General features: G+C 49.2%; 20 protein-coding genes and 1 pseudogene. 16 read left to right on the top strand and 5 right to left on the bottom strand.

Annotated features, from left to right (window positions below; genetic code table 11):
* Positions 1–192 precede the first annotated feature (192 nt).
* Entirely contained in the window at positions 193–825 is a 633-nt protein-coding gene (locus B1722_RS19830; protein WP_080963325.1) for an antitoxin Xre/MbcA/ParS toxin-binding domain-containing protein, read from the top strand.
* Positions 826–1,113: 288 nt separating this feature from the next.
* Here the strand turns inward: B1722_RS19830 and B1722_RS19825 are convergent, their stop codons facing one another.
* The gene (locus B1722_RS19825; protein WP_086794133.1) at positions 1,114–1,527 is read right to left on the bottom strand and encodes a helix-turn-helix domain-containing protein; all 414 of its coding nucleotides are present in this window, start codon (positions 1,525–1,527) and stop codon (positions 1,114–1,116) included.
* 95 nt (positions 1,528–1,622) lie between these two features.
* Between B1722_RS19825 and B1722_RS19820 the strand changes: the two genes are divergently transcribed.
* The 6 genes from B1722_RS19820 to B1722_RS19795 all read left to right on the top strand — a co-directional run bounded on the left by B1722_RS19820 (position 1,623) and on the right by B1722_RS19795 (position 7,529).
* Complete coding sequence (locus tag B1722_RS19820) at positions 1,623–2,063, top strand: disulfide bond formation protein B (protein ID WP_042561910.1); 441 nt, start codon at positions 1,623–1,625, stop codon at positions 2,061–2,063.
* On the top strand, positions 2,060–2,704 hold the full coding sequence (locus B1722_RS19815) for a thioredoxin domain-containing protein (protein WP_042561909.1): 645 nt from the start codon (positions 2,060–2,062) through the stop codon (positions 2,702–2,704). Before B1722_RS19820 ends, B1722_RS19815 begins: the two co-directional genes overlap by 4 nt.
* Positions 2,705–3,251: 547 nt before the next feature.
* Positions 3,252–5,345 (top strand): heavy metal translocating P-type ATPase, encoded by a 2,094-nt coding sequence (locus B1722_RS19810; protein ID WP_042561908.1) that lies wholly within the window; start codon positions 3,252–3,254, stop codon positions 5,343–5,345.
* 177 nt (positions 5,346–5,522) lie between these two features.
* Positions 5,523–5,879: a zf-TFIIB domain-containing protein gene (locus tag B1722_RS30170; RefSeq protein ID WP_080896081.1), complete on the top strand. Its 357-nt coding sequence runs from the start codon at positions 5,523–5,525 to the stop codon at positions 5,877–5,879.
* 158 nt (positions 5,880–6,037) lie between these two features.
* The gene (locus B1722_RS19800; protein ID WP_042561907.1) at positions 6,038–6,952 is read left to right on the top strand and encodes a cation diffusion facilitator family transporter; all 915 of its coding nucleotides are present in this window, start codon (positions 6,038–6,040) and stop codon (positions 6,950–6,952) included.
* Positions 6,953–7,013: 61 nt separating this feature from the next.
* The gene (locus B1722_RS19795) at positions 7,014–7,529 is read left to right on the top strand and encodes an ATP-dependent zinc protease (RefSeq protein WP_155401179.1); all 516 of its coding nucleotides are present in this window, start codon (positions 7,014–7,016) and stop codon (positions 7,527–7,529) included.
* A 239-nt stretch (positions 7,530–7,768) separates the two neighbouring features.
* On the opposite strand, the gene B1722_RS19790 is transcribed toward B1722_RS19795, so the two are convergent.
* Positions 7,769–9,454 carry a phosphoethanolamine transferase gene (locus tag B1722_RS19790; RefSeq protein WP_086794034.1) on the bottom strand — a complete coding sequence of 562 codons (1,686 nt, stop codon included), beginning with the start codon at positions 9,452–9,454 and terminating at the stop codon, positions 7,769–7,771.
* Positions 9,455–10,606: 1,152 nt separating this feature from the next.
* Here B1722_RS19790 and B1722_RS19785 point away from each other — a divergent pair.
* Positions 10,607–11,284 (top strand): heavy metal response regulator transcription factor, encoded by a 678-nt coding sequence (locus B1722_RS19785; protein WP_042561905.1) that lies wholly within the window; start codon positions 10,607–10,609, stop codon positions 11,282–11,284.
* 596 nt (positions 11,285–11,880) lie between these two features.
* On the opposite strand, the gene B1722_RS19780 is transcribed toward B1722_RS19785, so the two are convergent.
* Both B1722_RS19780 and B1722_RS19775 read right to left on the bottom strand, forming a co-directional pair.
* Positions 11,881–13,320 (bottom strand): heavy metal sensor histidine kinase, encoded by a 1,440-nt coding sequence (locus B1722_RS19780; protein WP_042561904.1) that lies wholly within the window; start codon positions 13,318–13,320, stop codon positions 11,881–11,883.
* Positions 13,317–13,991 (bottom strand): heavy metal response regulator transcription factor, encoded by a 675-nt coding sequence (locus tag B1722_RS19775; RefSeq protein ID WP_080896080.1) that lies wholly within the window; start codon positions 13,989–13,991, stop codon positions 13,317–13,319. Before B1722_RS19775 ends, B1722_RS19780 begins: the two co-directional genes overlap by 4 nt.
* A 352-nt stretch (positions 13,992–14,343) precedes the next feature.
* Here B1722_RS19775 and B1722_RS19770 point away from each other — a divergent pair, with 352 nt between their 5' ends.
* From B1722_RS19770 to B1722_RS19750, 5 genes are all read left to right on the top strand, one after another.
* Positions 14,344–15,630 (top strand): TolC family protein, encoded by a 1,287-nt coding sequence (locus tag B1722_RS19770; protein WP_140396034.1) that lies wholly within the window; start codon positions 14,344–14,346, stop codon positions 15,628–15,630.
* Positions 15,631–15,718: 88 nt separating this feature from the next.
* Positions 15,719–16,942 carry an efflux RND transporter periplasmic adaptor subunit gene (locus tag B1722_RS19765; protein ID WP_042561903.1) on the top strand — a complete coding sequence of 408 codons (1,224 nt, stop codon included), beginning with the start codon at positions 15,719–15,721 and terminating at the stop codon, positions 16,940–16,942.
* 26 nt (positions 16,943–16,968) lie between these two features.
* Positions 16,969–20,136 (top strand): CusA/CzcA family heavy metal efflux RND transporter, encoded by a 3,168-nt coding sequence (locus B1722_RS19760; protein ID WP_042561902.1) that lies wholly within the window; start codon positions 16,969–16,971, stop codon positions 20,134–20,136.
* A 142-nt stretch (positions 20,137–20,278) separates the two neighbouring features.
* Positions 20,279–20,476: a co-regulatory protein PtrA N-terminal domain-containing protein gene (locus B1722_RS19755; protein WP_042561901.1), complete on the top strand. Its 198-nt coding sequence runs from the start codon at positions 20,279–20,281 to the stop codon at positions 20,474–20,476.
* 151 nt (positions 20,477–20,627) lie between these two features.
* Positions 20,628–20,960, top strand: a complete 333-nt coding sequence (locus B1722_RS19750; RefSeq protein WP_042561900.1) for a DUF2790 domain-containing protein — start codon at positions 20,628–20,630, stop codon at positions 20,958–20,960.
* A gap of 373 nt (positions 20,961–21,333) precedes the next feature.
* On the opposite strand, the gene B1722_RS19745 is transcribed toward B1722_RS19750, so the two are convergent.
* Complete coding sequence (locus B1722_RS19745; RefSeq protein ID WP_042561899.1) at positions 21,334–22,659, bottom strand: OprD family porin; 1,326 nt, start codon at positions 22,657–22,659, stop codon at positions 21,334–21,336.
* A gap of 326 nt (positions 22,660–22,985) precedes the next feature.
* On the opposite strand from B1722_RS19745, the gene B1722_RS19740 reads away from it, so the two are divergent.
* The 3 genes and pseudogenes from B1722_RS19740 (at position 22,986) to B1722_RS29210 (ending at position 24,360) form a co-directional block, all read left to right on the top strand.
* Positions 22,986–23,159, top strand: coding sequence for a hypothetical protein (locus B1722_RS19740; RefSeq protein WP_230679402.1), 174 nt, complete (start codon positions 22,986–22,988; stop codon positions 23,157–23,159).
* Between the two features lie 141 nt (positions 23,160–23,300).
* Positions 23,301–23,860: pseudogene (locus B1722_RS19735) on the top strand (arsinothricin resistance N-acetyltransferase ArsN1 family B).
* 107 nt (positions 23,861–23,967) lie between these two features.
* On the top strand, positions 23,968–24,360 hold the full coding sequence (locus tag B1722_RS29210) for a hypothetical protein (protein WP_140396033.1): 393 nt from the start codon (positions 23,968–23,970) through the stop codon (positions 24,358–24,360).
* Positions 24,361–25,570: the final 1,210 nt, after the last annotated feature.

Below are 25,570 nucleotides of genomic sequence, written 5' to 3'. Positions count from 1 at the left end.
CAAGCTCGTAACCATGTGACGGTGGAAAGGCGGCAAAGCCATTGCCCCATTTTTTGCTGTTGCACTCGCTATCCGGCGTTCGAGCAGCGGCAGTGCATGTCTACTGGAGGAGTGCACGTTCCTTTGGTCAGCTCTGCGCCCGAGCATAATGATGTGTGTCATTCTCTAGTCGCGGATGAGGGCCGGACAATCATGAGCGAGCATTGGATAGTCAAGTGCCAGAATACTGAGGACGGTACTGGCGACATCATCATTGACCTACCTCCAGAGTTGCTTGACCAAATGGGGTTAGGTGTTGGTGATCATTTAGAGCTAACGATAGCGAATGGCACATTAGTGCTGACGCCCATGAACAGTGCAATATCAGTACGGCCGATGTTTGCTGGAGTCCTGCGTGAGGATGCCTATCATGCTTACCGCAAGCGGTTGGCTGCGTATCTCCATATCCCTTCCAACGCTTCGGATCAAGACATTCACGACATGATAGTAGCTGGCTTTTCGGCCGGCCTGATTTCATCGCTTTGTGCTGATGGCACCGTAAATCCGCAAGAACGCGACATAATCATTCACCCCAAAACGCTCAAAACAAAATTGGCAAGCGATCAGCTTTTAACGTCGGATGAGAGCGATCGCCTGTTCCGGTTCGCACACATTACCGCCATGGCCGAGATCATGTTCGGGGACGAAGGGAAGGCCAAACAATGGCTTTCCAAACCCAAAGCCCGTTTTTTGGGAAAAAGCCCACTGGCAATGGTCACTACGTCTCACGGCACACATCTAGTTGAAGAAATGCTGATTCAGGTGTCTGAAGGCATGTCATTTTAATCCTGCCACAGTTAACAGTGTGGACGGAAATAACGGGCAGCAGCATGCCCACTTCTATGACTATCACTGAATCTGAGAGTCAATCACTATGATCAACGCAAACGCTCTAGCCGGTATAGGCATCAAAGCCCAAGCGTTGGTTCATCCCTCAACGGCGTGCGTTACGTCATTGCACCTGCGACTCTTGATACCGCCAAGACGGAGTCGAAACCACCACATAGTCGATATAAATGATCAGTTCATTCAACAGGACTCCCGCCAAAATTGTGGGGTGGCCGGTTAGCATCCTTAACGGGGATTGGACATCGACTCGATAATACGGCACTGCTCGATCACGCCGCCCTCGCAACAAGCAATCAAACGCTCCAACTCCAACTCCACCTCCAAGCCTTGCAGGTCTCGGATGCGCATTCGAACCTGCTCTAACTGCCCCTCGATTTTTGCGTCCACCCTGGCGCAGGAAGCGTCGCGGTTATCCGCAAAGCCCAGCAACTCTCGAACATCGTCAAGGCTGAAGCCCAGTGTGCGGCTACGTCGGATGAACAATAGACGGTCGCGCTCCTCGTCGGTGTAGAAGCGATAGCCTGATGCTGAACGCCCTGCAGAAGGCAGGAGGCCGACCTGCTCGTAATAGCGGATGGTCACCGCTTTGGTATCAGTCGCCTTCGCCAGATCACCGACTGTGTATTTGGTCGAACTCATTTCGCTTGACCTTATAGTTGCTAGAATCTTCATTCTACGCGCCTTAGGCGATAAGCAAATCTGCGTGCGCTCAATAGAAAAGTGGACTGAATCCTATGGAAGCCCCCTTAAAACAACATCAATCCGGAGCTTGGGCGCTGTTGCTCTGTGCCTGGTTGCTTGCTCTGGTATCAACAATCGCCGTGCTATTCGTTGGTGAAGTCATGGGGCAACTGCCCTGTGTGCTCTGTTGGTTTCAACGAGCCTTCATGTTTCCACTCGTCCTGGTATTGGGCGTCGCCTGCTGTTTATCGGACACCGGTGTTTGGCGCTATGCACTGCCATTAGCAGTCATGGGTTGGCTCATCGCTCTGTATCACAACCTGCTTTATTTCGGACTGATTCCTGAAAGCATCAAACCTTGCGGGGCCGGCCCTTCCTGCTCCGGTGCCGACATGACCATCCTCAGTGGTGTTCCGCTGCCACTTTTATCGCTGGGCGTGTTCAGCCTGCTGATCATTTTTCTCGTTCTTATCCGTCGGAGATTTACCGTATGAGCAGACGCGCCGTCGTCCTCTCCATCAGCGTGCTAGCCATCGTAGGCTTTGCCGTCGCAGCATTTTTCTACAATCGTGCTGCCACTGTGCCCCAGGCTACAGCACCTGTACCGCAAACCAGCGCGCTAGTGCGGTTTAACTCACCAAGCTTCGGCCCTGCCGACGCCCCGGTGACAATCGTAGAATTCTTCGATCCATCTTGTGAAAGCTGCCGTGCCTTCTACCCCATCGTCAAAAAGATGATGTCACAACACCCAGGCGATGTTCGCTTAGTGCTGCGCTATGTGAAGCTTCACGTAGGGTCTGAAGAAGCCATACGTCTGCTCGAGGCTTCACGTAAGCAGGGTGTTTTTGTGCCGGTACTTGAAGCTGTCCTCGCTGCTCAACCGCAGTGGCATGACGATGCGAAAGCATCAGCAGCTTGGGACGTAGCGGCCCAAGCGGGCTTGGACGTGGCTAAGGCTCGTGAGGACATGATGTCGCCGGAGATCACCGCCACGATAGAAAGAGATGCCGCTGATGCCAAAACTGTAGGTGTGAAGGGAACACCGACATTTTTCGTTAACGGTAAACCCCTGACTAACTTCGGCGCTCAACAGCTCTACGATCTGATTTGGAGCGAAATCAACCAAGCTCGTTAATAAGGGCGCGTGCGGAATGCGGAATGAAAAAAGCTCACCGGGCTCGACAATCCGCTTGACCTTATAGTGGCTATAGGGTGTTCACTCTTCACAATAAATTGTGGAGAGTGCCTTTATGAAAAGCTGTTGCGGTGATGAACAAACACCGAAAAGTGACGCCGCCGTTGAGGTATTTGACCCGGCAGCACCGACCGGCTGCTGTGCACCTGCCGCGACTATGTGTAATACAACTACAGCACAGTCCAACAGTAGTTGCTGCTCCGCGAAAACTTTGGACGTCAGCTCAGCGCCTTCTTCAGTAAAGGGCGCGGGTTGCTGCTCCCCCGGCTCCGATATCAGTAAATCGAACTGCGCTGTCGTAGCACCGCCATCTGCCCTGTACAGCCTTGCCGAGCCGAGTCAGCCTGCTGCTACGGTTGATAATGACCTTTTTATCGATGCTTGCTGCCCACCATCTGCTGCGGGTAGTCCCAAAGTCGGCATCGAAAACGTGTCTCCCACCAATACCGACGAAGCGACTCGTTTCAGCAGTTTCAGGATTGGGCAGATGTGCTGTCCTTCCGAGCAGACCATGATCGAGGACAAGCTCGCGAAGATGAGCGGCATTCAAAAGCTCGAGTTCAACATGATGAACCGCACGATGGCTGTCTGGCACGAGCTACCCGACACCTTGGGTATCGAGGCAGCAGTGCTATCGCTGGGCATGCACGCCGAACCTTTGACGGCTAATGGCAATGCAACCAGCGCAGATACGCCAGAAGTCCTTCCCCAGGCGGAATCACCTAAGAGCACATGGTGGCCATTAGCGCTTTCCGGTGTCGCTGCCGTGGGTGCTGAAGTCCTGCACTTCACTAACTCCGCGCCTGAATGGGTGATAGCGGTCATAGCCTTGTTCGCCATCGTGCTCTGCGGGCCTACGACCTACAAGAAGGGTTTGATCTCGATCAAACACCTCAACCTGAACATCAACGCGCTGATGAGCATCGCGGTTACCGGAGCGGTGTTGATCGGACAGTGGCCAGAAGCCGCGATGGTCATGTTTCTCTTCACCGTTGCGGAAATGGTCGAAGCGAAATCGCTGGATCGTGCGCGCAATGCGATCAAGGGGCTGATGGACTTGACCCCTGAACGAGCTACCGTGCGCCAACCCAACGGTAGTTGGCTGGAAGTCGATGTAAAAACGGTCGAGATTGGGGCCTTGGTTCGTGTCCGCCCCGGCGAACGAATTGGCCTGGATGGTAAAGTCTCTTCTGGTAACTCTACTGTTAACCAAGCGCCCATCACGGGCGAGAGCTTGCCCATCGAAAAAGATGTCGATGATCCTGTCTATGCCGGCTCCATTAACGAATCCGGCTCCTTCGAGTATCGAGTGACAGCTGAGGCCAACAATACGACCCTTGCTCGAATCATTCACGCGGTTGAAGAAGCCCAAAGTTCGCGAGCTCCAACCCAGCGGTTCGTTGATAAGTTTGCCAAAATTTATACGCCAGGGGTGTTCTTTTTCGCCGTCGCGATTGCGGTATTCCCACCACTGTTTATGGGCGGATTGTGGACTGACTGGATCTATCGTGCACTGGTGCTTCTGGTGGTTGCTTGCCCTTGTGCGCTGGTCATTTCCACTCCGGTGTCCATCGTCAGTGGTCTGGCGGCAGCGGCTCGCAAAGGCATTTTGGTTAAAGGCGGCATCTACCTGGAAATAGGCGCCAAGCTGAGTTTCGTCGCGCTCGATAAAACCGGCACCATTACCCATGGGAAACCGGTTCAGACAGACTACATTCCGGTAGCCGAAGACTCAGAGGTACATCCTCAGATTGTTGCCGCCAGCCTCAGTGCACGCTCGGATCACCCCGTATCACAGGCAATTGCCAAGTACGAAGGCTCGGACGCATCAACGTTCCTGCAAGTGGAGAGTTTTGAGGCCCTTCCCGGTCGCGGGGTAAAGGGGATGATTGAAGGCCAGCTCTTCTACCTGGGCAATCACCGACTGATCCAGGAGTTGGGGCTCGGTACTTCGCAGTTGGACGAATCTCTGACTAGCCTGGAGCGCCAAGGCAAAACAGTCGTAGCCTTGACCAGCGCCAGTCAGGTTTTTGCGTTGTTTGCTGTAGCCGATACCGTAAAGGACTCAAGCCAGACAGCGATCAAGGAGCTGCATGCATTGGGTATCAAGACCATGATGCTTACAGGCGACAATTCGTACACGGCTGATGCGATTGCCAAACGAGTTGGGATAGATGAGGCGCGGGGAAACTTGTTGCCCAGCGACAAGTTTTCAGTAATTGATCAATTGAAGGGCCGTAAGCACGTGGTGGGGATGGTCGGTGATGGGATAAACGATGCACCTGCATTGGCCAAGTCTCAGATCGGATTCGCCATGGCCGCGGCTGGCACGGGAACCGCTATTGAAACGGCTGACGTTGCTTTAATGGATGATGATCTGCGCAAGATTCCGGCCTTCGTCCGCCTGTCACGCGAGACAGCTGTGATTCTTAAGCAAAACATTTTGTTCGCCTTAGGTATTAAGGCCATTTTCCTTGTGTTCACCCTCATGGGTTTGGCCACCATGTGGATGGCTGTTTTTGCAGACGTTGGAGTGAGCATACTTGTCGTGCTCAATGGACTTCGATTGCTAAAGAAGTAGATCGCGAGGTGAGGATGAAAGATAAAAGCGTCTTCGCCCGGCCAAGCAACTTTGTGGATGGCTCTTTTCGCCGATATGGGGACGAGCCCGCTTGTGGTATTCAATGGACCACAACTATTGCGGTATTGATTCGAAAGCTACATTGTCAAAATTGATTACTCACATAAGGAATTAAATATGCAATGTCCTATCTGCAAAGATATAGCTTTAGTAATGACTGAGCGCCAGAGCATAGAAATTGACTATTGCCCGCAATGCCGCGGTGTCTGGCTTGACCGAGGTGAACTCGACAAGATTATTGAGCGTAGTCAGCGACAAGAGACCGTTAGATTGCTTCCACAGAACCTCACATCACCTGTCCAAAGTTCGACGCCAGCAGAACAACCTGGTTACAACCAGTACGGGAATAAGCATGGTCATGGAGATCGAGGGAGCCACAGCGGTGGATGGAAAGAAGGTGGCCATCAAAGTCAAAGTGGGCATCAGGGACAACCGAGTCGCAAAAAATCGTTTTTGCAGGAACTATTTGATTAAGATGGCGATTTCTCGCTTATGATCTGAATACTACATCAAACCAGTATCCACCTTTGAATGATTGGTTTGATGATATGGAACGGTTTGGGTGCTAGTAGGTCTTTATATTCTACAGTCCACTCGTTGGATCTTCATTAGGCTACATTTGGGGAAAAATCATGAGTTCAGGGCACAGTCACGGTCAAGTACGTGCGGGTCATGAAAAGATGTTATGGATCGCACTCGCCCTGACGACAAGTTTTATGATTGCTGAGGTCATCGGAGCCTTTGTCACGGGCAGCCTAGCCTTACTGTCGGATGCTGCGCATATGCTGACAGACGTTGTGGCTTTGGCAATATCCTTGCTGGCTATTCATATTGCCAAACGCTCTGCTGACAGGAAGCGCACGTTCGGGTATGCACGATTCGAAATACTTGCAGCCACATTCAATGCTGTCTTGTTGTTTTTAGTCGCTATATACATTGTCTATGAAGCGTATCTTCGACTTAACGCCCCCGCAGAAATTCAGTCGACGGGCATGTTAGTAATTGCAGTGATGGGACTGATAGTTAACCTCATTTCAATGCGTCTGTTGAGTGCCGCTAGTGGGGAAAGTCTCAATGTGAAGGGCGCTTATTTAGAGGTTTGGAGCGATATGGTGGGGTCTATTGGCGTCATCATTGCAGCGCTTGTAATCCGCTTCACCGGTTGGAGTTGGGTTGATTCACTTGTTGCAGCAGGTATCGGATTCTGGGTGCTGCCTAGGACTTGGTCACTGCTCAAGGAAAGCATGAATATATTACTGCAGGGCGTTCCAGAGGGCATCGATATTCAAAAGGTGGAGGCGAAAATATACGGAATCGTAGGAGTAAAAAATGTGCACGATTTGCATATATGGGCTTTAACCAGTGGTAAGAGTGTAATGAGCGTTCACCTGGTCGCTGACTATACCTCCCGCAGTGAACAAGATATTTTAACTGAAGTCACGTCGCTTATGAGTGAAGAGTTTCAGATCAGTCATACTACTGTACAAATGGAAAAAGCAGATTTCCATAGCCAATTAGTTGACGATTATGAAGGCAAGGTCCACTAATTGAGTTCCATTTTTAAGACAAGTTGTTATTTCGGGGATCCACCCCAGAGGGCTAGTTAAAATGAAAAAAATTATTTTAAATTGTGCTCTGCTGATAATGCTTTTGTCTCTAACAGTAGAGCCGGTTTTGTCGAGCCCGGCTAGACCAGAAAAGGTATTCGGGTGGATTGAAGAAGGGATACTTTTACCAGAAAATATCGCCGTGAAAATAAAGTTGGATACTGGGGCTCTTACGTCATCCATGGATGCGAAGGACTTAAAAAGATTCCAAAAAGATGGAGAAGAATGGATTCGGTTTAACGTTAAAGTCAAAGACACCAAAACTAAGAAGGTGAGTAGCGCACTCTTCGAACGACGGATTGAACGAAATGTAAAAGTTAGAGGTGCCGGCGGCGCTGAACATCGTCCAGTCGTCATGATGACGATGTGCATAGGAGATAAAATTTATAAAGAGGAATTTTCTCTGAAAGATCGAGGCGAGATGAACTATCCCGTACTGATAGGACGCCGAACATTGGAAGCTTTGGGAGCGGTCGATGTTTCGCGCAAATTCACCGAGGAACCCCACTGCAGTTAATTTTAAATATATTTATATTATAGTTTTAGAGTTACTTTATTTGCAAAGCACCTGGAAGGCATACTCGTATTGAGTGTTGCAAAGGCCGACTGAATCGCCAAATAAAAAGACGGACAGTCGGTCGCAGTTTTTTTAGATGCTTGAAAACTTACCATTCTAATATGAATGGCTCTGAGTGGAGTGTGCGTTAATTTTAATGATGATCATTAGACTTCATTCTTGCCACTAGTTGGCTGCTATTACTGCTGCTGGCCAGTCATTGAAGTAAGTTTTAATGAGGCCAAGGCTTTGGATTGACATGCGCTAAACAGATCAAGCTCAGGTCGATATACCGAAGTTTGGATATTCATCAATCCTAATATCGAATGGAATAAGTTGTCATGGGATAGTGATGCGCCTCGCTGTTCCCTCAAGCATTGAACGTCTAGTTTTTGACGAGATTGCATGTTTTTGGAGATCCAGAGAACCATGGGAATGCTAGTCTGCTCTTTGGGCGCCATAGCATAAGGCAGTCCGTGCAAGTATATCCCGTTCTCGCCGAGAGACTCACCGTGATCAGAGACGTAAAGCATAGCCGTATCAAAGCGCTCAGCGTTGCGCTTTAGCAAGTCAATCGTTTGTCCAAGTACATAGTCTGTATAGACGATACTGTTATCATAGGCACTGACTATGCTCTCGCGCGTACATCGCTCTAGTTGGTTATTATCACAAACGGGACCAAATCGCTCGAATTCGCGTGGGTAGCGCTTGTAGTAGGATGGGCCGTGACTACCTTTCATGTGGAGAACCACGACTGAATCACCCTGTTGTTGATCCAAGTAAGCTTGCAGGTCTTGCAATAAGACTTCGTCGTAACACTCGCCTGCTCTGCATAATCCTGATGTTTTCTGATTGTTCAATTTCTCATTTTTTACTCGGTCACAAATACCTTTACAACCCGAATTGTTATCTCTCCAAAGTACCGATACTCCGGCCCGCTGCAACACGTCTAATAAGCCTTCTCTCCGTAACGCCATACCGTCTTTATAGCCTTGTTTACCCGCATCCAAGAACATGCAAGGTAAGGAGATTGCCGTAGCTGTTCCACATGAACTGACATTGGTAAAACTTAAGACACCACGCCGAGTCAATTCCGGATTGGTATCGCGTGTGTAGCCATTAAGCGAGAAGTTCGCGGACCTAGCGGTTTCACCCACAATTAACAACGTCAGGCGTGATTTTTTTACACTCGCAGTAGTTTCTCCTTGGCGGGCATCAGCACCAATGATTTTTAGTTCTGTGGGCTGTGCTAGCTGGCGACGCATATACCCATGGATTGCCGAAACCACATTCGAAGGAACTAACATCAATCTGAGTTCGCGATGGTTACGTACGAGCGATGCATAAGATTGGTAAAGCGTAAATACGATGATTGCCAAACAGGTAAGTGCTACCGCCAGCCCCATCAATCGATGAGCAAGCGCGCGGGTGCGCGATCGTTGTATCAAACGGACTCGGGTGATAAGCAGCACCGGTAGAACACCAAAACCCAGCATCCATCGCAGTAACTCCCAGTTCAGCAGGTCCGTGGTCTCAGAGATGTCTGTTTGAATAACATTCGTTAGCATGCTGTAGTCAATTACAATGCCGTAGCTATTCATAAAGTAACTCGCTGCTGCCGCAACCAACAGAACAATGGCTAGCACAGGCTTTATGAAGCGTCCCCAAGCCATCGCGCTGAGTAACACGTACAGCCACATCAACACGAACCAAGGCAGGCTAAGCACAAATAAGATGCTTCCGTCTTGTAGGCCTCCCACGCTTTTCCAAACAACTCGCCAAAATGGCCAGTTACTGAACAACAGAAGCCAAGTTGAAACTGCAATAATTAATTGATTGCTACTGAGTATAATTTTCGTACTCAGAATTGGTATTTTTTTATTCATGGGTATCTCGGAATATCTCGACATGATCGTGCGCGCAAACTGTCACTGGACTGCCGCTACGTTTTAGGGAAGAAAAAATCAGCAACAGAGCGATGTAATTCATGGATGCACCAGTGACCCTCAACGCTTTCCTCGGTTGGTTGAAGCTCCACGATTAGCCAAACCGCCAAAACGCCAAAACCGATGAGGATTTTTTTCATGAGATGCCCCCCAAGTAAGTGTTGTACTGATAGATCCGCTCGACTTGACTTAAAAAACAATTTTTTTTGGAGCGAAATGATGGTGGTTGGGTCGCGGGGGTATGGTTTTCTTGCTGACGTTGCGCATCTGTCTTAGTATCGAAGGCATAGGTGATGAAATTGTTTAGATCACTATTCTGATAGGCGCGACTAGTTGTCTAAAAAGGAATTCTAGTTGCGGATGAGAGACCAAAGCGGTCTTGATGCGCTTACCAAGTTCACCACTTTCGAATGCCGATAATCCTCATTGCGCGAAACATCGCCGTACTCGCATAACGCACACTCCTCGGAGTCAGGCGACGCCTTGCAGTTGATTTCAAATATTCGTTGAAAGCTTTGGCAGCCGTTTTTAGTACGGCATCGGGGTTCAAACTCTGTTAAAGCCTGGCTGCGCTATTCTGTATTTCCCGCTCGGCGTCTGCGAGTCTTGGCTCATTTGATAATACGGGTTGGTGACTGTTCCTCGTCTTACATTGGCTGGCTCATGCGCGGTCGTCATCAATGATTCCCGAGGCAGGGAATCAGCCGACCACAACATTTTTCTAATGCGAGATGGCATCACAAAATTTTCGCCCCCAAGGCGCGCCGTTTTCATCGTTTAACAGTAGGGACATCTGCAGCGTCTAGAGTGTTTAGATATATTGCATGCTCAATGTACTGCATAAGAGTTATCGCGAGGGTGACTGAAGAATTACAAATTTGTAATAAGACCATCTATCGTCATCAAGTAGTCTAAAATCTATTTGCCGTATGGTCGTGTGTCTCAATTCACTCATTTAACAGAAACTGAAAAAATGCGCGATATTCTGTAATGGCTTAACTCATCCAGTTGAGATGCTAAAGTGAACCGGTGAGTAAAGTTGCCTAAATGAGTGTTGTGGTATTTTCAATTAGTATCGAGACTTTATAATAAATGCGTATCTTGATAATAGAAGACGATCCGAAAACCGCTCATTATTTGCGCCAGGGTCTGACTGAAAGCGGCTTTATCGTTGATTGCATACAAAACGGAATCGATGGCATAAACTTAGTCTCCCAACAGGCTTATGACCTTGTAGTACTAGACGTAAACCCCCCGCAAAGTGACGACTGGGATCTACTTGTAAGTATTCGCGAGGTAATTATTACCCCGATCATGATGCTTACCGAGAAAGGTAGTGTTGAGGATAAAGTCTTGGGTTTTGATCTAGGCGCTGACGATTACATGGTCAAACCAATTGAGTTTCCTGAGTTGTTAGCTAGAGTCCGTACTTTAATGCGTCGAACTGGGTCGTCGGCATCGCTAAATGTGCTTCGCGTTGGCGATTTGGAGCTCGATCTGGGTAGGCACAGGGCCTTTCGCGCTAACCAGCGAATTGACCTGACTAACAAGGAGTTCGCCTTGCTACACTTTTTGATGTGTCAATCAGGCACGACGCTATCGCGCACGCAGATTAAGTCTTCTGTCTGGGGTCTGAGTAGTGATTGCGACACGAACGTTGTTCAAGTAGCAATGAGGAGGCTTCGAGCTAAAATTGATGATCCTTTTGACGACAAGCTTATCCATACATTGCGAGGTGCTGGATATGTCCTTGAGTCGCGTGCCCATTAACCCCGTTTAGCCATTCTTATTTTGATATTGTGCGAAATAATTGGATTGCACTAAATTAAACGCGCTGAAAATATTGATTATAGAAAGGCAGTTATGTAATCTCTAAAATTGTCTCAGGAAGCGGAATGGTTCTGCAGTAGGTATTTAATTTTGCACCAAGCGCTTAAGATAACGTTAAAATCTAGATTGCACGAAAGTCTATACGATTTGCAGTTTAGAATAAACATGCTGAATTTAGCTTAATTCCGAAGTAGGGGGTTGCGACGCTATATCTGCAAAACCACACACTCTCGAGTGATTATCCATGAAGGCATGATCAACCTGCGTAATAGGTGGGTGTCACAAAGATCGGTACCAATAGATGTTCACGTTGGATTGCTCTTGGGCACTAGTAATGTATCTTGACGAAGGTTATATTTTGCACAGGGCTATTAAATCTTCACTATCCATTGGTGAGTCATCGGTTTCATCTCTGGCTGAGCAAAAAGAGTAATGTTGTCTTTGGGTTTTTAAGCATCGATCCCCACTTATATATTACCTAGTGATCTGACTCGTGCAGCCAAGCTGTTTTATATTGCTTTTGATTAAATTAAATCCTAACTAAAAACCTCCCCCGGTCTTTGAGAGTTTAAGTTACTAGTTGAAATGTTCTTCGGGAATGTAATTCTGAAGGTTGTCGGATGCCCTGGTATACTAAAGACATCTGCTGTTCCATGATGGAGGCTCATGATAGATCGGACAATAGCCAATCCTAATCCAGTGCCACCTTCAGCTCGTGAGCGACTATTATCCACTCGATAGAAACGATCGAAGATATTAAGCAAGTGATGGCGTTCAATTCCCACTCCGGGATTGCTTATTGAAAGGGAGACTTCTTCGGTTCGCGTTTCAATGGAAATAACAACCGACTCTTCTATCGGGCAGTGACGAATGGCGTTTGATAAAAGATTCGAAATGGCGCGCTGAATCATGAGTCGATCGCCTGAAACTTTGCCCTGACCACTGACGGTTATGCCGACGCACTTTTCTTCAGCCGAAAGAGAAAAAAGATCAATTACTTTTAAAGCTTCGTCTTCCAGCAAAATGTTTTCGAATGGTACAAGTGCGGCTGGGTGACTTACTTGGGCTAAAAAAAGCATATCAGATATAATTCTAGTGACTCGCCCCAACTCTTCGGTGCAAGACTCTAGTACAGACTTATACTCCTTTACTGAGCGATCACGAGAAAGAGTTACCTGTGCTTTCCCCATAAGGTTCGTAATCGGTGACCGCAACTCATGCGCCAAATCATCTGAAAACTGAGTGAGTTGTTGGACTCCGCTATCAAGTCGGTGAAGCATGAAATTTATGCCATGAGCTAGCTCACTGATCTCTTGGGGCATATTGACAACGGAGAGTCGGTGACTGAGATCTTGGGTTGATACCATTCCCGCAACTTCACAGAATTCCCGGAGTGGGGACAATCCGCGTTGCACTATCGCCCAAGCACTGATACCAATAAGGATCAACAACAGCGGAACCGCTACGATGGTTGAACTCAAATAAGAGCTTAACAGTGATTCATCATTCGAGCGGTCCATAGTCAGCAAGACTGATACGAATTCACCATCTTTTAGCCTCATGAGTTTCGCTGCTGTGAGGATGTGATTTTCGCTTTCCTGTGCCGAGGAGTAGTAAGAAATCTTAGTGCTATCGGTTGCTCCGATTTTGCTCCTAGAAACTACGGTTATATCTGCTCCAAAACTCAGGACAGGGACACTCAGATTTTCATCATCAAAAATAGTGAGATTAAGATTGTCATGCCCTAGCACTTGATCTAATAGTGCGTGTGGCTTTAGGCTCATGTTGCTAGTACTGATATCCATCAGTAAACTGTGCTCAATTTGATTCATTTTCTTTTCTAAGCTGTTTTTTGCACGCAAATCAAGCTCGTGGGTAAGCGCTAAATAGGCCAGAATCGCTAAAGAAACTACTAGTACTGCTCCCATTATACTTACTGTCAAACCCAATCGCATTGACAGGCTGACTTGCTTCATTTTCTCTCCTCCAGTACATAACCTACGCCGCGGAGCGTATGGATTAATTTAGTTTCAAATGGGTCATCTATTTTAGCTCTGAGCCTACGTATCGAAACTTCGACAACATTGGTGTCGCAATCAAAATTCATGTCCCAAACCAATGAAATGATCTGAGTACGAGATAACACCTCTCCAGATTGACGCATTAATAGATGGAGCAGTGCGAATTCTTTCGTCGTCAAATCTATGCGTTGTTTTCCGCGAAATGCGCGATGCCTTCCTTGATCAAGTTCAAGATCAGCAACTTTTAACACTTCTTGAATTGGTATGTGTTCGCTACGACGCATTAGAGTGCGTACTCTTGCCAGCAACTCTGGAAATTCAAATGGCTTGACAAGATAGTCATCAGCCCCCAGATCCAATCCTCTAATTTTATCTTCTAAGCGTCCTCTTGCAGTAAGCATCATTACCCTAGTACTGCTAGACCGCCGAATATTTTCAAGAACGTCCCATCCGTGCATTTCAGGAAGATTTACGTCAAGTAATACCAGATCATAAGCTTGCTGCCGTGCCAGATGGAGTCCATCAGCTCCTGTCGATGCGCAATCTACAATATAGCCACTTTCAGTTAGACCCTGATGTAAGTATTCAGCAGTCTTTGGCTCGTCCTCTATCACAAGAATACGCATAGGAATTAACCCTTCTTAAAGTGGTTCGTAATGGCTCTTTTCGTAGAATCTGTTTAAAGTTAACCATCTGTTTAAACGTTGGATTCTGGTTGCATTTTTAATTTTCTGGGATCATAGAGTTTAAAACTAACAAGGTTTCGTGCGACCCTCGTCACCCTGTAGTACAAGAGCCGCCTCCCGTTTTTGTCTAGGGATGTCGCTTGGTGCGAGCACTTATTGCCCTAATCCTAATGCATTAAGTGAGGCTTATTCGTTAGATAACGTATTTGTAATTCTTCAGTCACCTTGTTGATAGGTGTACGGAATTATATTTGCCTCATGGGAAATTCTTTTTGTATAAAGGTTTTGGGGAATGATGGAATTACTTCGGTTTAGAAAGTTTATTGCTCACCCAATCACGCATAAAACCATGCTACAAGCAGGTCTTATTTCGATCCTTGCTCTTTTGAATGCTCCTTTGTTAGCCGCAAACGCTCAAATGCTCACAATGGATCAAGCGCTTGAAACTGCATTTTCCAACAACCCAGACCTAGCGGCCGCTCAATGGGAGACAGGTATTGCTCAGGGAGAGCGACAGCAGGCTGGATTGATTCCAAACCCTGAGGTTTCCTGGGAGGCTGAAGATACTCGGCGAAACTCGCGCACCACGACGGTAATGATCAGCCAGCCGATAGAGCTTGGCGGTAAGCGTGGAGCTAGGATTGAAGTGGCCAATAGAGCTCAGGACGCAGCGGGGATTGAGTTGGAGCGCAAGCGTAACGTTCTGCGTGCCGATGTCATTCAGGCTTTTTATAGTTCCTCAACGGCTCAGCAAAGACTGCTGCTGTCACGTCAATCACTTGAGCTCGCCGAGCGCGGTTTGCGTGCAGCGCAAGGTCGCATCAAGAGTGGCAAATCCTCACCCGTTGAAGGTACGCGCGCAGAGGTTCAGCTATCAGAAGTGCGCCTAGAGTTGAGGCGGGCTGAGCGGGATGAGGCCAGTGCCTACCAGAGACTCGCTCAGGTCATGGGGGCGCCTTTGCCTGCATTTGTGTCCGTGGGTGATCCAAATCGGTCGATGCCAACCGTGCCCGATTCGTCGCTGCTGTTTAGCCGAATTGGTGAAACTGCAGAGCTACGATTAGCAAAACTGCAAATAGATCAGCGGGAAGCCTCTCTTGGTCTTGAGAAGGCTCGTCGAATTCCGGACCTGACCGTGAGTATCGGGAGTCAATACGACGAGCGTGAGCGCGAGCGGGTGAATGTCGTAGGGCTATCTATGCCCATCCCGTTGTTTAACCGTAACCAAGGCAACGTACTGGCCGCAGCCCGCCGTGCCGATCAATCTCGCGACCTTCGGAATGCCAGTGAGTTACGACTGCGCACAGAGATCCAAACCACCTTAGATCAGTGGCTGACTGCTAACACTGAAGTGGCGTCGTTCAATCAAACCATCCTGCCTGCAGCGCAAAGTGCCGTCGATACCGCTACCCGAGGTTTCGAAATGGGTAAGTTTAACTTTCTCGACGTGCTCGATGCTCAGCGCACATTGATTAGCGCTCGCACGCAATACATCCAAGCCATCGCCGAGGCGACAGACGCCTGGGTGCGTATCGAGCGAATTTTCGGTGATGTTGCCATTCTCACTCGTACCCCGTGAATTTCATATAACGCTTTTTTTACCGCTGCTCAGTATCGCAATACCACGTTAATCCGTGAATGCCGACTGGGTTGCGCAGGGAGTCTCCATGGATAAAAAACTAATCCTCGTCTCGGCACTAACCTTGGCAATAGGTATAGGCATCGGTTCGTTTTGGATGACAAGCCCATCGGTGCCTTCAGCTGAAGCTCAGACTCAGGAGGGCAAAGGCTATGACGATCACGGCGATGAAACTGCTGACGGAAAACCGGCCGAGGGCGAACACGCAGAAGGCGAAGCTGAAGAGGGTCATTTGACTCTGAGCGAAGAGCAGATCAGCTCTGCCGGCATCCAACTGGTTGAAGCGAAAGCGCAGAGCATCAGCCTTTCATTGCCCTTTCCTGGAGAAATCCGTTTTGATGAAGACCGCACTGCGCACGTGGTGCCCCGCGTACCTGGTGTCGTTGAGTCGGTTCATGCCAATCTTGGTCAACCAGTGAAAAAAGGTCAGTTGCTGGCCGTAATCGCTAGCCAACAAATTTCTGATCAGCGCAGTGAACAAGCCGCTGCGCAACGTCGTCTTGAGTTGGCGCGTACTACCTACGAGCGAGAGCGACAGTTATGGCAGGACAAAATCTCTGCAGAACAGGACTTCCTGCAAGCCCGCCAGGCTTTGCAAGAAGCTGAAATTGCTCTCAGCAATGCTCGGCAAAAAATTAGCGTACTGAGTGGTAGCTCGGTCGCCAGCGGGGGTAATCGATATGAATTGCGTGCGCCGTTTGACGGGGTTGTAGTCGAGAAACATTTGGCCCTCGGTGAAGTTGTCAGCGAAACCACCAATGCCTTTACGCTCTCCGACTTGTCGCGTGTGTGGGTGACCTTTGGAGTCTCACCAAAGGATTTGAACAAGGTACTCGTAGGCAAATCGGTCAAGGTCAGTGCGCCGGAGTTGAATGCTGAAGTCACTGGAACCGTGGCCTATGTCGGCAGTTTGTTGGGCGAGCAAACCCGTACAGCCACGGTCCGCGTGACATTGGAAAATCCACAAGGTGCATGGCGTCCGGGGCTATTTGTGACCGTGCAGGTTGACACCGGTACTCGGCAGACAAAGGTCGCTGTACCAGAGGCGGCTCTTCAGACGGTCGAGGACAAGCAAACTGTTTTCGTTCGAACGGAGGACGGGTTTAGAGCTCAGCCAGTGGAGACAGGTGGTCGTTCGGCGGGTCTGGTCGAGATCAAGGAAGGCCTGGAGCCCGGAGCTCAAATCGCCGCCGCCGGTAGTTTCATTTTGAAATCAGAATTGGGTAAAGCCTCGGCTGAACACGCCCACTGATCCGCCATTTCCACGAGAAGGTTCTCATGTTCGAACGCCTGATCCAATTTGCCATCGAGCAGCGCATTATCGTACTGCTCGCGGTTTTCCTCATGGCCGGCCTCGGTATAGCAAGCTATCAGAAGCTGCCGATCGACGCGGTTCCCGATATCACCAACGTCCAGGTGCAAATCAACACGGGGGCAGCAGGTTTTTCACCACTGGAAACCGAACAACGCATCACGTTCCCCATCGAAACAGCAATGGCTGGTTTACCGGCTCTAGAACAAACTCGTTCGCTGTCACGCTCGGGTTTGTCGCAAGTTACTGTTATTTTCAAAGAGGGCACGGACCTCTTCTTCGCTCGGCAATTGGTCAACGAACGATTACAGGTGGCCAAAGAGCAACTGCCAGAAGGTGTGGAAGCTGTCATGGGACCGATCTCAACCGGTCTTGGTGAGATTTTCCTGTGGACGGTCGAGGCTGAAGAGGGGGCTGTCAAGGAGGACGGCAGTCCCTATACGCCGACCGACCTGAGGGTGATTCAAGACTGGATCATCAAGCCTCAACTGCGCAATGTTCCTGGGGTCGCCGAAATCAATACCATTGGCGGGTTTGCCAAGGAGTATCAGATTGCGCCCGATCCAAAACGCTTGGCCGCTTACAAGCTCACGCTGACTGACCTTGTTACAGCGCTGGAGCGCAACAACGCTAACGTCGGTGCCGGTTACATCGAGCACAGCGGCGAACAGTTACTGATTCGTGCACCTGGTCAAGTAGCAACCACCGACGATATCGCCAATATCGTCATGGCCAATGTCGACGGTACGCCAATACGTGTGAAGAATGTTGCAACCGTGGATATCGGCCGTGAATTGCGCACGGGAGCAGCGACCGAAAACGGTCGTGAAGTGGTGCTCGGCACAGTGTTCATGCTAATCGGCGAGAACAGCCGCACCGTGGCGCAGGCCGTTGCCAACAAGCTTGAGCAAATCAACCGTTCACTGCCAAAAGGGGTTGTAGCAGTCACTGTCTATGACCGTACCAATCTTGTGGACAAGGCGATTGCCACGGTAAAAAAGAACCTGATCGAAGGTGCAATCCTAGTGATTGCGATTCTATTCCTGTTCTTGGGAAATATACGTGCAGCGCTGATCACTGCCATGGTTATCCCGCTCGCTATGTTGTTCACATTCACCGGCATGTTTACCAATAAAGTTAGCGCCAACCTGATGAGCCTTGGGGCTTTGGACTTTGGCATCATCGTCGACGGTGCGGTGGTAATTGTTGAAAACGCCATCAGGCGTTTGGCCCATGCGCAGCAACACCACGGGCGCATCCTCACTCGCTCTGAACGTTTTCACGAAGTATTCGCTGCTGCCAAGGAAGCACGCCGACCATTAATTTTCGGTCAGTTGATCATTATGGTCGTGTACCTACCGATTTTTGCGCTTACTGGCGTCGAAGGAAAAATGTTCCACCCGATGGCCTTCACCGTAGTGATCGCCTTACTGGGGGCGATGTTGTTGTCAGTAACTTTTGTCCCTGCTGCGATTGCGATGTTCGTGACCGGCAAGGTCAAGGAAGAAGAAAACGTCATCATGCGTGGCGCCCGCCGGATGTATGCTCCAGCTTTGGACTGGGTCATGGGCCATCGATCGTTGGCATTCGCCATGGCATTAGGCGTGATCACAATATGCGGTGTGGTCGCAAGTCGGATGGGTAGTGAGTTTGTGCCGAGTCTCAGCGAAGGCGATTTCGCGTTGCAAGCATTGCGTGTCCCAGGTACCAGCCTGACGCAATCGGTAGAGATGCAGCAACGCCTTGAAACCCTGGTATTGGCAAAAGTACCGGAGGTCAAACGGATGTTTGGTCGTACAGGTACTGCCGAAATTGCCTCCGATCCAATGCCTCCAAACATTTCTGACAGCTATGTGATGCTCAAGCCGAAGAGTCAATGGCCTGATCCGAATAAATCAAGGGAGGCATTGATAGACGATATTCAAAAAGCTGCAGCTGCGATGCCCGGAAGCAACTATGAGCTTTCTCAGCCTATTCAACTGCGTTTCAACGAGTTGATTTCAGGCGTACGTAGTGATGTGGCGGTCAAGGTATTCGGTGATGACATGGCGGTGCTCAACGGCACCGCTGCAAAAATCGCCGCATCAATGCTGAAGATCAATGGTGCCTCCGAGGTCAAAGTTGAGCAAACGTCGGGACTGCCGGTACTGACCATCAACATCGACCGCGACAAAGCCGCCCGTTACGGACTCAACGTAGGCGACGTGCAAGACACCATTGCGGTGGCAGTTGGCGGTCGACAAGCCGGTACGATGTATGAGGGAGACCGCCGATTTGACATGGTGGTGCGTTTATCCGACGCGATGCGTAAGGATCTCGAGGGATTGTCCACATTGCTAATCCCGGTACCGGCGTTGCTCAACACCAATGCTGACCAGATCGGATTCATAGCTCTTTCAGAGGTGGCGACCCTCGATCTAGTGTTGGGACCTAACCAGGTCAGCCGAGAAAACGGCAAGCGTCTGGTGATCGTCAGCGCCAACGTGCGTGGGCGTGATATCGGCTCTTTTGTACAGGAGGCCAGTAGCGCCATTGATAAGGAAGTGCAAATCCCATCCGGTTACTGGACCACTTGGGGAGGGCAGTTCGAGCAGCTCCAATCCGCTGCCAAGCGACTACAGATTGTAGTGCCGGTTGCCCTGCTTCTGGTGTTCGCACTCTTGTTCATGATGTTCAACAACCTCAAGGATGGCCTACTGGTGTTTACTGGTATTCCGTTCGCATTGACAGGGGGTGTCATGGCTTTATGGCTGAGAGACATCCCGCTATCGATCTCGGCAGGTGTTGGTTTCATCGCGTTGTCGGGAGTGGCGGTGCTAAACGGTCTGGTGATGATCGCTTTCATACGTAATCTACGCGAGGAAGGACATTCTTTAAGTTCCGCAATTAATGAAGGGGCTCTCACACGTTTACGTCCGGTGTTGATGACAGCTCTCGTGGCCTCTCTTGGGTTTATTCCGATGGCACTGGCAACCGGAACGGGGGCAGAGGTTCAAAGACCCCTAGCTACCGTAGTAATCGGGGGAATCCTATCCTCAACTGTGTTGACTCTGCTGATACTGCCTGCTCTTTATCAATGGGTGCACCGCCGAGACGAGGAAGAAACCAAAGACGACAAAATAGCATCCATATAATTTAGTTTTCTCAAAGCCTCCTATCGAGATTCGATGGGGGGCTTTTTTATGTGCGCAACATAACGAATCTGTAATCTAGGCGCCACCGTGTTGATAGGTTCGAATTGATACCCTAAGAGTGTCAACTAGATGAGGTGTCAGTATGAAAATTGCTCAAATTTTTGCTCTTGCGAGTGCTTTAGTCCTTTCTTCAGTTGCTTTAGCCGAAGGTGGCGGAGACAGAACCTTTGAGAAAATGATGGTCGCAAATGATCTAGCAATGGAGAAGTACGTGGCTAAAGAAGGAAAAATCGAGCCAGTAGTGTCAAGTGATGCTAAAGATGAGACTGATGAAATGTAAATGTAGCAGTACGCTGAATAAAAAAAACCGCTTCCGGTTTCCGGTTGCGGTTTTTTTTGGATGGCAGATTGGACATCGGTAATCCTGGCGCCACACCTACGCAATGTTCTAGTTGATATTCTGGTAACTGTTAATATATGAGGTACTCAATATGAAATTCATGAGCATTATTACTCTCGCTGGAACTCTGGCGTTATCCTCTCTTGTCTCTGCTGAAGGGGGAGGAGACAAAACCTTTGAGAAAATGATGGCGGCTAATGCTAAAGCTATGGAGCAGTATGCTATTAGCCAAGGGAAAAGCGCACCTGTAGCGAAACAATACGAGTACGGAATGAAGATGGATGTTGTGAAAGTGATCAGTGTGGTGCGGCCTGCAAAAGTCTGCGCGGTGGTGCCAGCCGCCATGACTTATGAAGATTCAAATGGGCAGCTAAATACGATTAGGTACACTGTGGCTGGAGAGTGTCGCAAACGTGGTGGCTAGTAGCTATCCTACTATCTGAACAATCTATAACGCTCGACTGATATGAAAAATAGGAATCGGGCGTTTTTTAGATTCGCTTCGAACAGGTATAAAAAAGACGTCCCGAGGGACGTCTTAAAAATTCACCCTTTTCCGAAGGAGCTTCTAAAGGTGAAATTGTAGCTTTAACTGAACAACAATGAGTTTCCAGATTTTCACAGGCTTGCTACTTGTCTGTAGAGATCTAACCAGATGCGCTAGCTAGATTCCTAATAACTCCCACTCACTATAAGCAATCCTAGTTAACGTGGAGATGATTGAAAAATTACAATTTTGAAATTTTCAATCAAAAATGGGACAATTTAGAAGAACCGAGAATTTTCCCGTTTAGGTATTACAGAATGGCGAGTGGGTACTCAACAATCACACGGACCTCATCCAGATCCGATTCAAAAGCGGTTGCGCGAGTATTCGCTTGCCGCAAGCGGAAAGACATATCTTTCAAGGAACCTGTCTGAACGACGTACTTCACCTCAATGTCGCGCTCCCAACGTTTCTGATCTGTCAACGGGTTCCCGTCTGCATCGCGCCTCATGTATGTTGCGTTAGCGTTGGAATAGTCAGCGTCGGTGCCGCGACCATAACGTGTCATAAACGACAGGCCTGGTACGCCGTACGAGCTCATGTCGAGGTCGTAGCGAACCATCCACGAACGTTCTTTTGGCGAGTTAAAATCGCTGTATTGGATCGAGTTGTCGAGAAAGATAGAGTCCGACTGACGCAGATAGTCGAAGTCGTCATTACCATTATTTCGCTGGTGAGAAAGTGCAAGTGAGTGCGCACCATACTTCACGCCAACTTTAGCGCTCCAAATATTGTTGTCGAATTCTCCCAGCAGTTTCTTTCCTTCATCAACGGCCTTGTAGTAATTCACGCCCCCGAATACAGAAAGCTGATCAGACAGTGAGTAATTCAATCCCGTGCCCGCATAGTATTGATTCCAAGCGTCTTTGAGGCGACTGGAATAGAGACTAACGATGATATTTTTGTTAACGTTGTAGTCGCCGCCGAAATAGCCTACCCAAGGTGAATTAACAGGCCCTGCATAGAATGTCGCGAAGTTGTCGCGCATATTGCTGGAGACTGGTTGGCTCATGGCGTGCAGGCGACCACCTTGAACAGTCAGTCCTTCAATGCTGGTATTGGTCGCGGTTACACCGCGGAAACTTTCGGGTAGTAGTCTTGAGTCGCCAGAAGCCACGACGGGGTTCGCTGGAAAAACATCACCAACTTTCACTACTGTGTCAAAAGCGCGAACCTTTGCTGCCCCACCGACTTTTGTGTACTCATCTCGAGCCTCACCATCGCCATTGACAGGCAGTACATCGAACGAACTACGACCACCATTTCGACCGTCACCCGTATCAAGCTTCAACCCAATCATCGCGAAAGCATCGACGCCCACACCGACAGTGCCTTGAGTAAAACCGGATTCAAATTTACTGATGATCGCGTGCGACCAAGTCTCTGAATAACCATTGCCTGTGGGGCTTGATTGCCCGTTACGATGGTCACGATTGAAGTAGAAATTTCGATTTAGCACGGAAAGACTACTATCTTCGATAAATCCCCCAGTCTTTTCCTCTGCGAATGCCATGGAAGGCCCAGAACTGACAACCAACGCTAAAGCGGCCATTGAGAATTTTGTATTGTTATCCATTAATCACTCCTTAGGTTTGGCAGAACTAGTAAGTTCTTCGGCTGGAATTATTGTTTACGGAAAGCGCGTTGCGCTTTCGTATCGTCGCCGACTTGTATCGTTGCAATTTGAAGATAACAGGGAGATGATTGAAGAATTACAATTCTGTAATGTCTGTATTTTTTTTCAAAAAAATATTTCTGCGGCACATACCCACCGATGAGTGGCTCCTATTTACAACGAATCTTCGCATGTGTCTCCTGACGGGCGGCATGATTTAAACTTGAAGCGCATGCGTAGGGTCCGACTGGTTTTTAAGTGCGAATCCGGCGGTGACGATTGCTCGCGTGTTCACCAATACATTCTCGGGGATACGGATGTCAGACGTAGCGCTGTTCATCATCGCGCAGTTTTTCGGTGGGTTAACGGCGCTGTTCCTGGCGAAGGTTCTCGGTGCTAAAGACGTTGTCGTGGATATCCCGCAGCCTAGTCCCCATGAGCAAAAGCTCACAATTCACTGAACGGTGCTCTCTACGGTTCGTGGATGCGGTAAGCCCGCTCAAGGCGTAGTTCACGTTCCTATCGCGACATCCTGAAGGGCTAGGCCTTAAGGTGGTTCAGCCTTTCAAACGCGATTTTTTAAAGGGGCAGTAAGGAAAGACATGAATTACAAAGTGAGGGTTGCTACACCATCTGATGCCCCTGCCATCCAGATTATCTATGCTCCAATGGTTTGAACTCAGTCATCTCGTTCGAGCTGATACCACCGACTGTTGATGAGATGGCATCAAGAATAACCGCAACACTACCGCCGCATCCCTATCTGGTAGCCGAGGTGGAGGGCAACGTCGTTGGATACGCTTACGCAAGCGAGCATCGAGCGAGAGAAGCCTATCGATGGTCGGCGGATGTCACCGTGTATGTTGATCCGGCTGTGCACCGAAAAGGGGTTGGTCGTGCGCTTTATCAGCAGCTTCTACCAGTTCTAGAGAAACAGGGGATTCATGCAGCCTATGCCGGCATTGCCTTACCCAACGCAGGAAGTATAGGTATCCATGAAGCACTCGGGTTCACCCACATCGGCACCTACCCAGAGGTTGGGTTCAAGCACGGCCAATGGCATAGCGTGGATTATTGGCGTAAACCGATTTGTGCTGTGACGCCGCCAATAGAAATCATCCCGTTCAGTGAGATAAAGGGAGAGTTGAGAAACCAGGTGTGAGGCGACCTGGCTACTATTCGTCGCCATCGGTACCAGGCTGTTCGCTGAGAGCTATGCTTATGGATGATTCACGTTCGAGTCAGTTTACCGACCGGCTGGAGGGATGAATGAATTTGGCGGCGTTTACCTCGCTGCTTTCCGCAGGCGAAAACATAAACGGGTGCCCACTCCCCGATTTAGATGCAGTGACATTCGCAGGTCTGCATTTTCCTTCCCGTGCATATTGCCTTGTTGCTGATTGGGTAATCTTGGATCTCGAAGTTACAACACGTCAACGAATAGCCATCACCGATAGAGGGCTTATCCCTGCCTTGGTTTACGCATTGACGGTTATCCAAGATAGAAAAGGTCGTTTTGCGCCTGGTGATTGGGTCAGATCAACGTTGGGGGTTTCCTTCACTCACAACTGCTTGTTTGAGACGAAAAATACGGTTTATGTGCTTATGGGAGCCGGCCGTAGGTTGCGCACAGATTTAGACATCGCACTGAGCTTGTGCTGAAGACCGCAGATTATGCTGCTCCCCTCCTGACCGCTTACTTCAGTTGTTGGTGTCACACTATGTTGGGAGCAGCCCGGCCCTGTATTTGAAGCGCAGCCCATCTGTGTCAATCTATGTTGCTGTTGTCTTTATCGCGAATCATCCTACAGACCCCGATTTACGCGATGGGTTGTGTCAAACTATGTTGTTGGTACCCAACCTGTCTGCAATAAATAAAGGTTGTCACAAGCAAATAAACGTTGTCACAGAAAAATAAAGGTTGTCACGGTTGCCTCCCTACGTCGGGGAAGCGACCGCAACCTCCAAACCGGTTCACAATCAGTAGTGAGGGTTGTGACGCCATGAGCTATGCGCCACAACTCGGCGGCATGGTTTCCTCCCTCTGCCCGTAATGCTCCTTTTAGGGCATTTTTACGTCACTTTAGGTAGTCCGGTTAGCCAGATGAGCCAGGTTAAATCGTCACGTCGCTACGCAACGTCCTCGCGGATCGTCACTCAGGAGAAGATAGAAAAAAGGATAGTTGCGGGCGACGGCCAGGGCGTCAGAGAGCGGTACGTTCCTTGGATAAAGGTACGGGCGTTCGCATCACGTGGGACTTCACACATCGTGCCAGGGGTTACAGTCCATCGGGCTCATCACTTACTGTCGAATGCCGAATACCACGACCTAGTCCTTCTTGAGCATGACCGCTCCATCATTGATATTCGCGAGCAATTCCCTCTGCTACCCACCGCGGAAACCCACGCACTCGCCTCGGGCCTGAATACTCGTCCCCCCAGTTTACCCGGGTACTTCAGTGCAACTGGTTTGCGCTTGAGCTCGGATGTAAAGAACGACGTTTGGAAATTTGGAAAGCACCAGTGCGCAAGAAGTTGCGCAGTTGTCCGTAATAAACCCCACCCAAAACTGCTACAGGCCCTGCCTATCAAGGCCTCCAGCCAAGTGCGCAAGAAGTTGCGCAGTACTGCGCAACTTCTTGCGCACTTTTCGACGAATTCAGTGGGAATTTTCGCCGTATCTGCGAAGAAAACTTACCAAGCCCCCGGTTTTTAAGGGTTTGAAAAAGTTGGCATGCTAATTGATGGCCATTGGCCGCCTCTTGGGTGATATCACCTATCGGCGCACCCAATGATTCAGCAAGGAGAGCATCCCATGGCAACACCCGCGTACATGTCGGTTACCGGCGAAAAACAAGGCCTGATCACTGCC

Source organism: Pseudomonas sp. SCPG-7 (genome assembly GCF_002156405.1).
Lineage (GTDB): Bacteria > Pseudomonadota > Gammaproteobacteria > Pseudomonadales > Pseudomonadaceae > Aquipseudomonas > Aquipseudomonas parakoreensis.
Note: the sequence above shows the minus strand (reverse complement) of the source record. Positions and strands in the feature narration are given on the sequence as shown.

Excerpts from the sequence above, each read along its gene's own strand:
- B1722_RS19830 (WP_080963325.1), top strand. The coding sequence starts at position 193 with ATGAGCGAGCATTGGATAGTCAAGTGCCAGAATACTGAGGACGGTACT.
- B1722_RS19825 (WP_086794133.1), bottom strand. The coding sequence starts at position 1,527 with ATGAGTTCGACCAAATACACAGTCGGTGATCTGGCGAAGGCGACTGAT.
- B1722_RS19820 (WP_042561910.1), top strand. The coding sequence starts at position 1,623 with ATGGAAGCCCCCTTAAAACAACATCAATCCGGAGCTTGGGCGCTGTTG.
- B1722_RS19815 (WP_042561909.1), top strand. The coding sequence starts at position 2,060 with ATGAGCAGACGCGCCGTCGTCCTCTCCATCAGCGTGCTAGCCATCGTA.
- B1722_RS19810 (WP_042561908.1), top strand. The coding sequence starts at position 3,252 with ATGTGCTGTCCTTCCGAGCAGACCATGATCGAGGACAAGCTCGCGAAG.
- B1722_RS30170 (WP_080896081.1), top strand. The coding sequence starts at position 5,523 with ATGCAATGTCCTATCTGCAAAGATATAGCTTTAGTAATGACTGAGCGC.
- B1722_RS19800 (WP_042561907.1), top strand. The coding sequence starts at position 6,038 with ATGAGTTCAGGGCACAGTCACGGTCAAGTACGTGCGGGTCATGAAAAG.
- B1722_RS19795 (WP_155401179.1), top strand. The coding sequence starts at position 7,014 with ATGAAAAAAATTATTTTAAATTGTGCTCTGCTGATAATGCTTTTGTCT.
- B1722_RS19790 (WP_086794034.1), bottom strand. The coding sequence starts at position 9,454 with ATGAATAAAAAAATACCAATTCTGAGTACGAAAATTATACTCAGTAGC.
- B1722_RS19785 (WP_042561905.1), top strand. The coding sequence starts at position 10,607 with ATGCGTATCTTGATAATAGAAGACGATCCGAAAACCGCTCATTATTTG.
- B1722_RS19780 (WP_042561904.1), bottom strand. The coding sequence starts at position 13,320 with ATGAAGCAAGTCAGCCTGTCAATGCGATTGGGTTTGACAGTAAGTATA.
- B1722_RS19775 (WP_080896080.1), bottom strand. The coding sequence starts at position 13,991 with ATGCGTATTCTTGTGATAGAGGACGAGCCAAAGACTGCTGAATACTTA.
- B1722_RS19770 (WP_140396034.1), top strand. The coding sequence starts at position 14,344 with ATGATGGAATTACTTCGGTTTAGAAAGTTTATTGCTCACCCAATCACG.
- B1722_RS19765 (WP_042561903.1), top strand. The coding sequence starts at position 15,719 with ATGGATAAAAAACTAATCCTCGTCTCGGCACTAACCTTGGCAATAGGT.
- B1722_RS19760 (WP_042561902.1), top strand. The coding sequence starts at position 16,969 with ATGTTCGAACGCCTGATCCAATTTGCCATCGAGCAGCGCATTATCGTA.
- B1722_RS19755 (WP_042561901.1), top strand. The coding sequence starts at position 20,279 with ATGAAAATTGCTCAAATTTTTGCTCTTGCGAGTGCTTTAGTCCTTTCT.
- B1722_RS19750 (WP_042561900.1), top strand. The coding sequence starts at position 20,628 with ATGAAATTCATGAGCATTATTACTCTCGCTGGAACTCTGGCGTTATCC.
- B1722_RS19745 (WP_042561899.1), bottom strand. The coding sequence starts at position 22,659 with ATGGATAACAATACAAAATTCTCAATGGCCGCTTTAGCGTTGGTTGTC.
- B1722_RS29210 (WP_140396033.1), top strand. The coding sequence starts at position 23,968 with ATGAATTTGGCGGCGTTTACCTCGCTGCTTTCCGCAGGCGAAAACATA.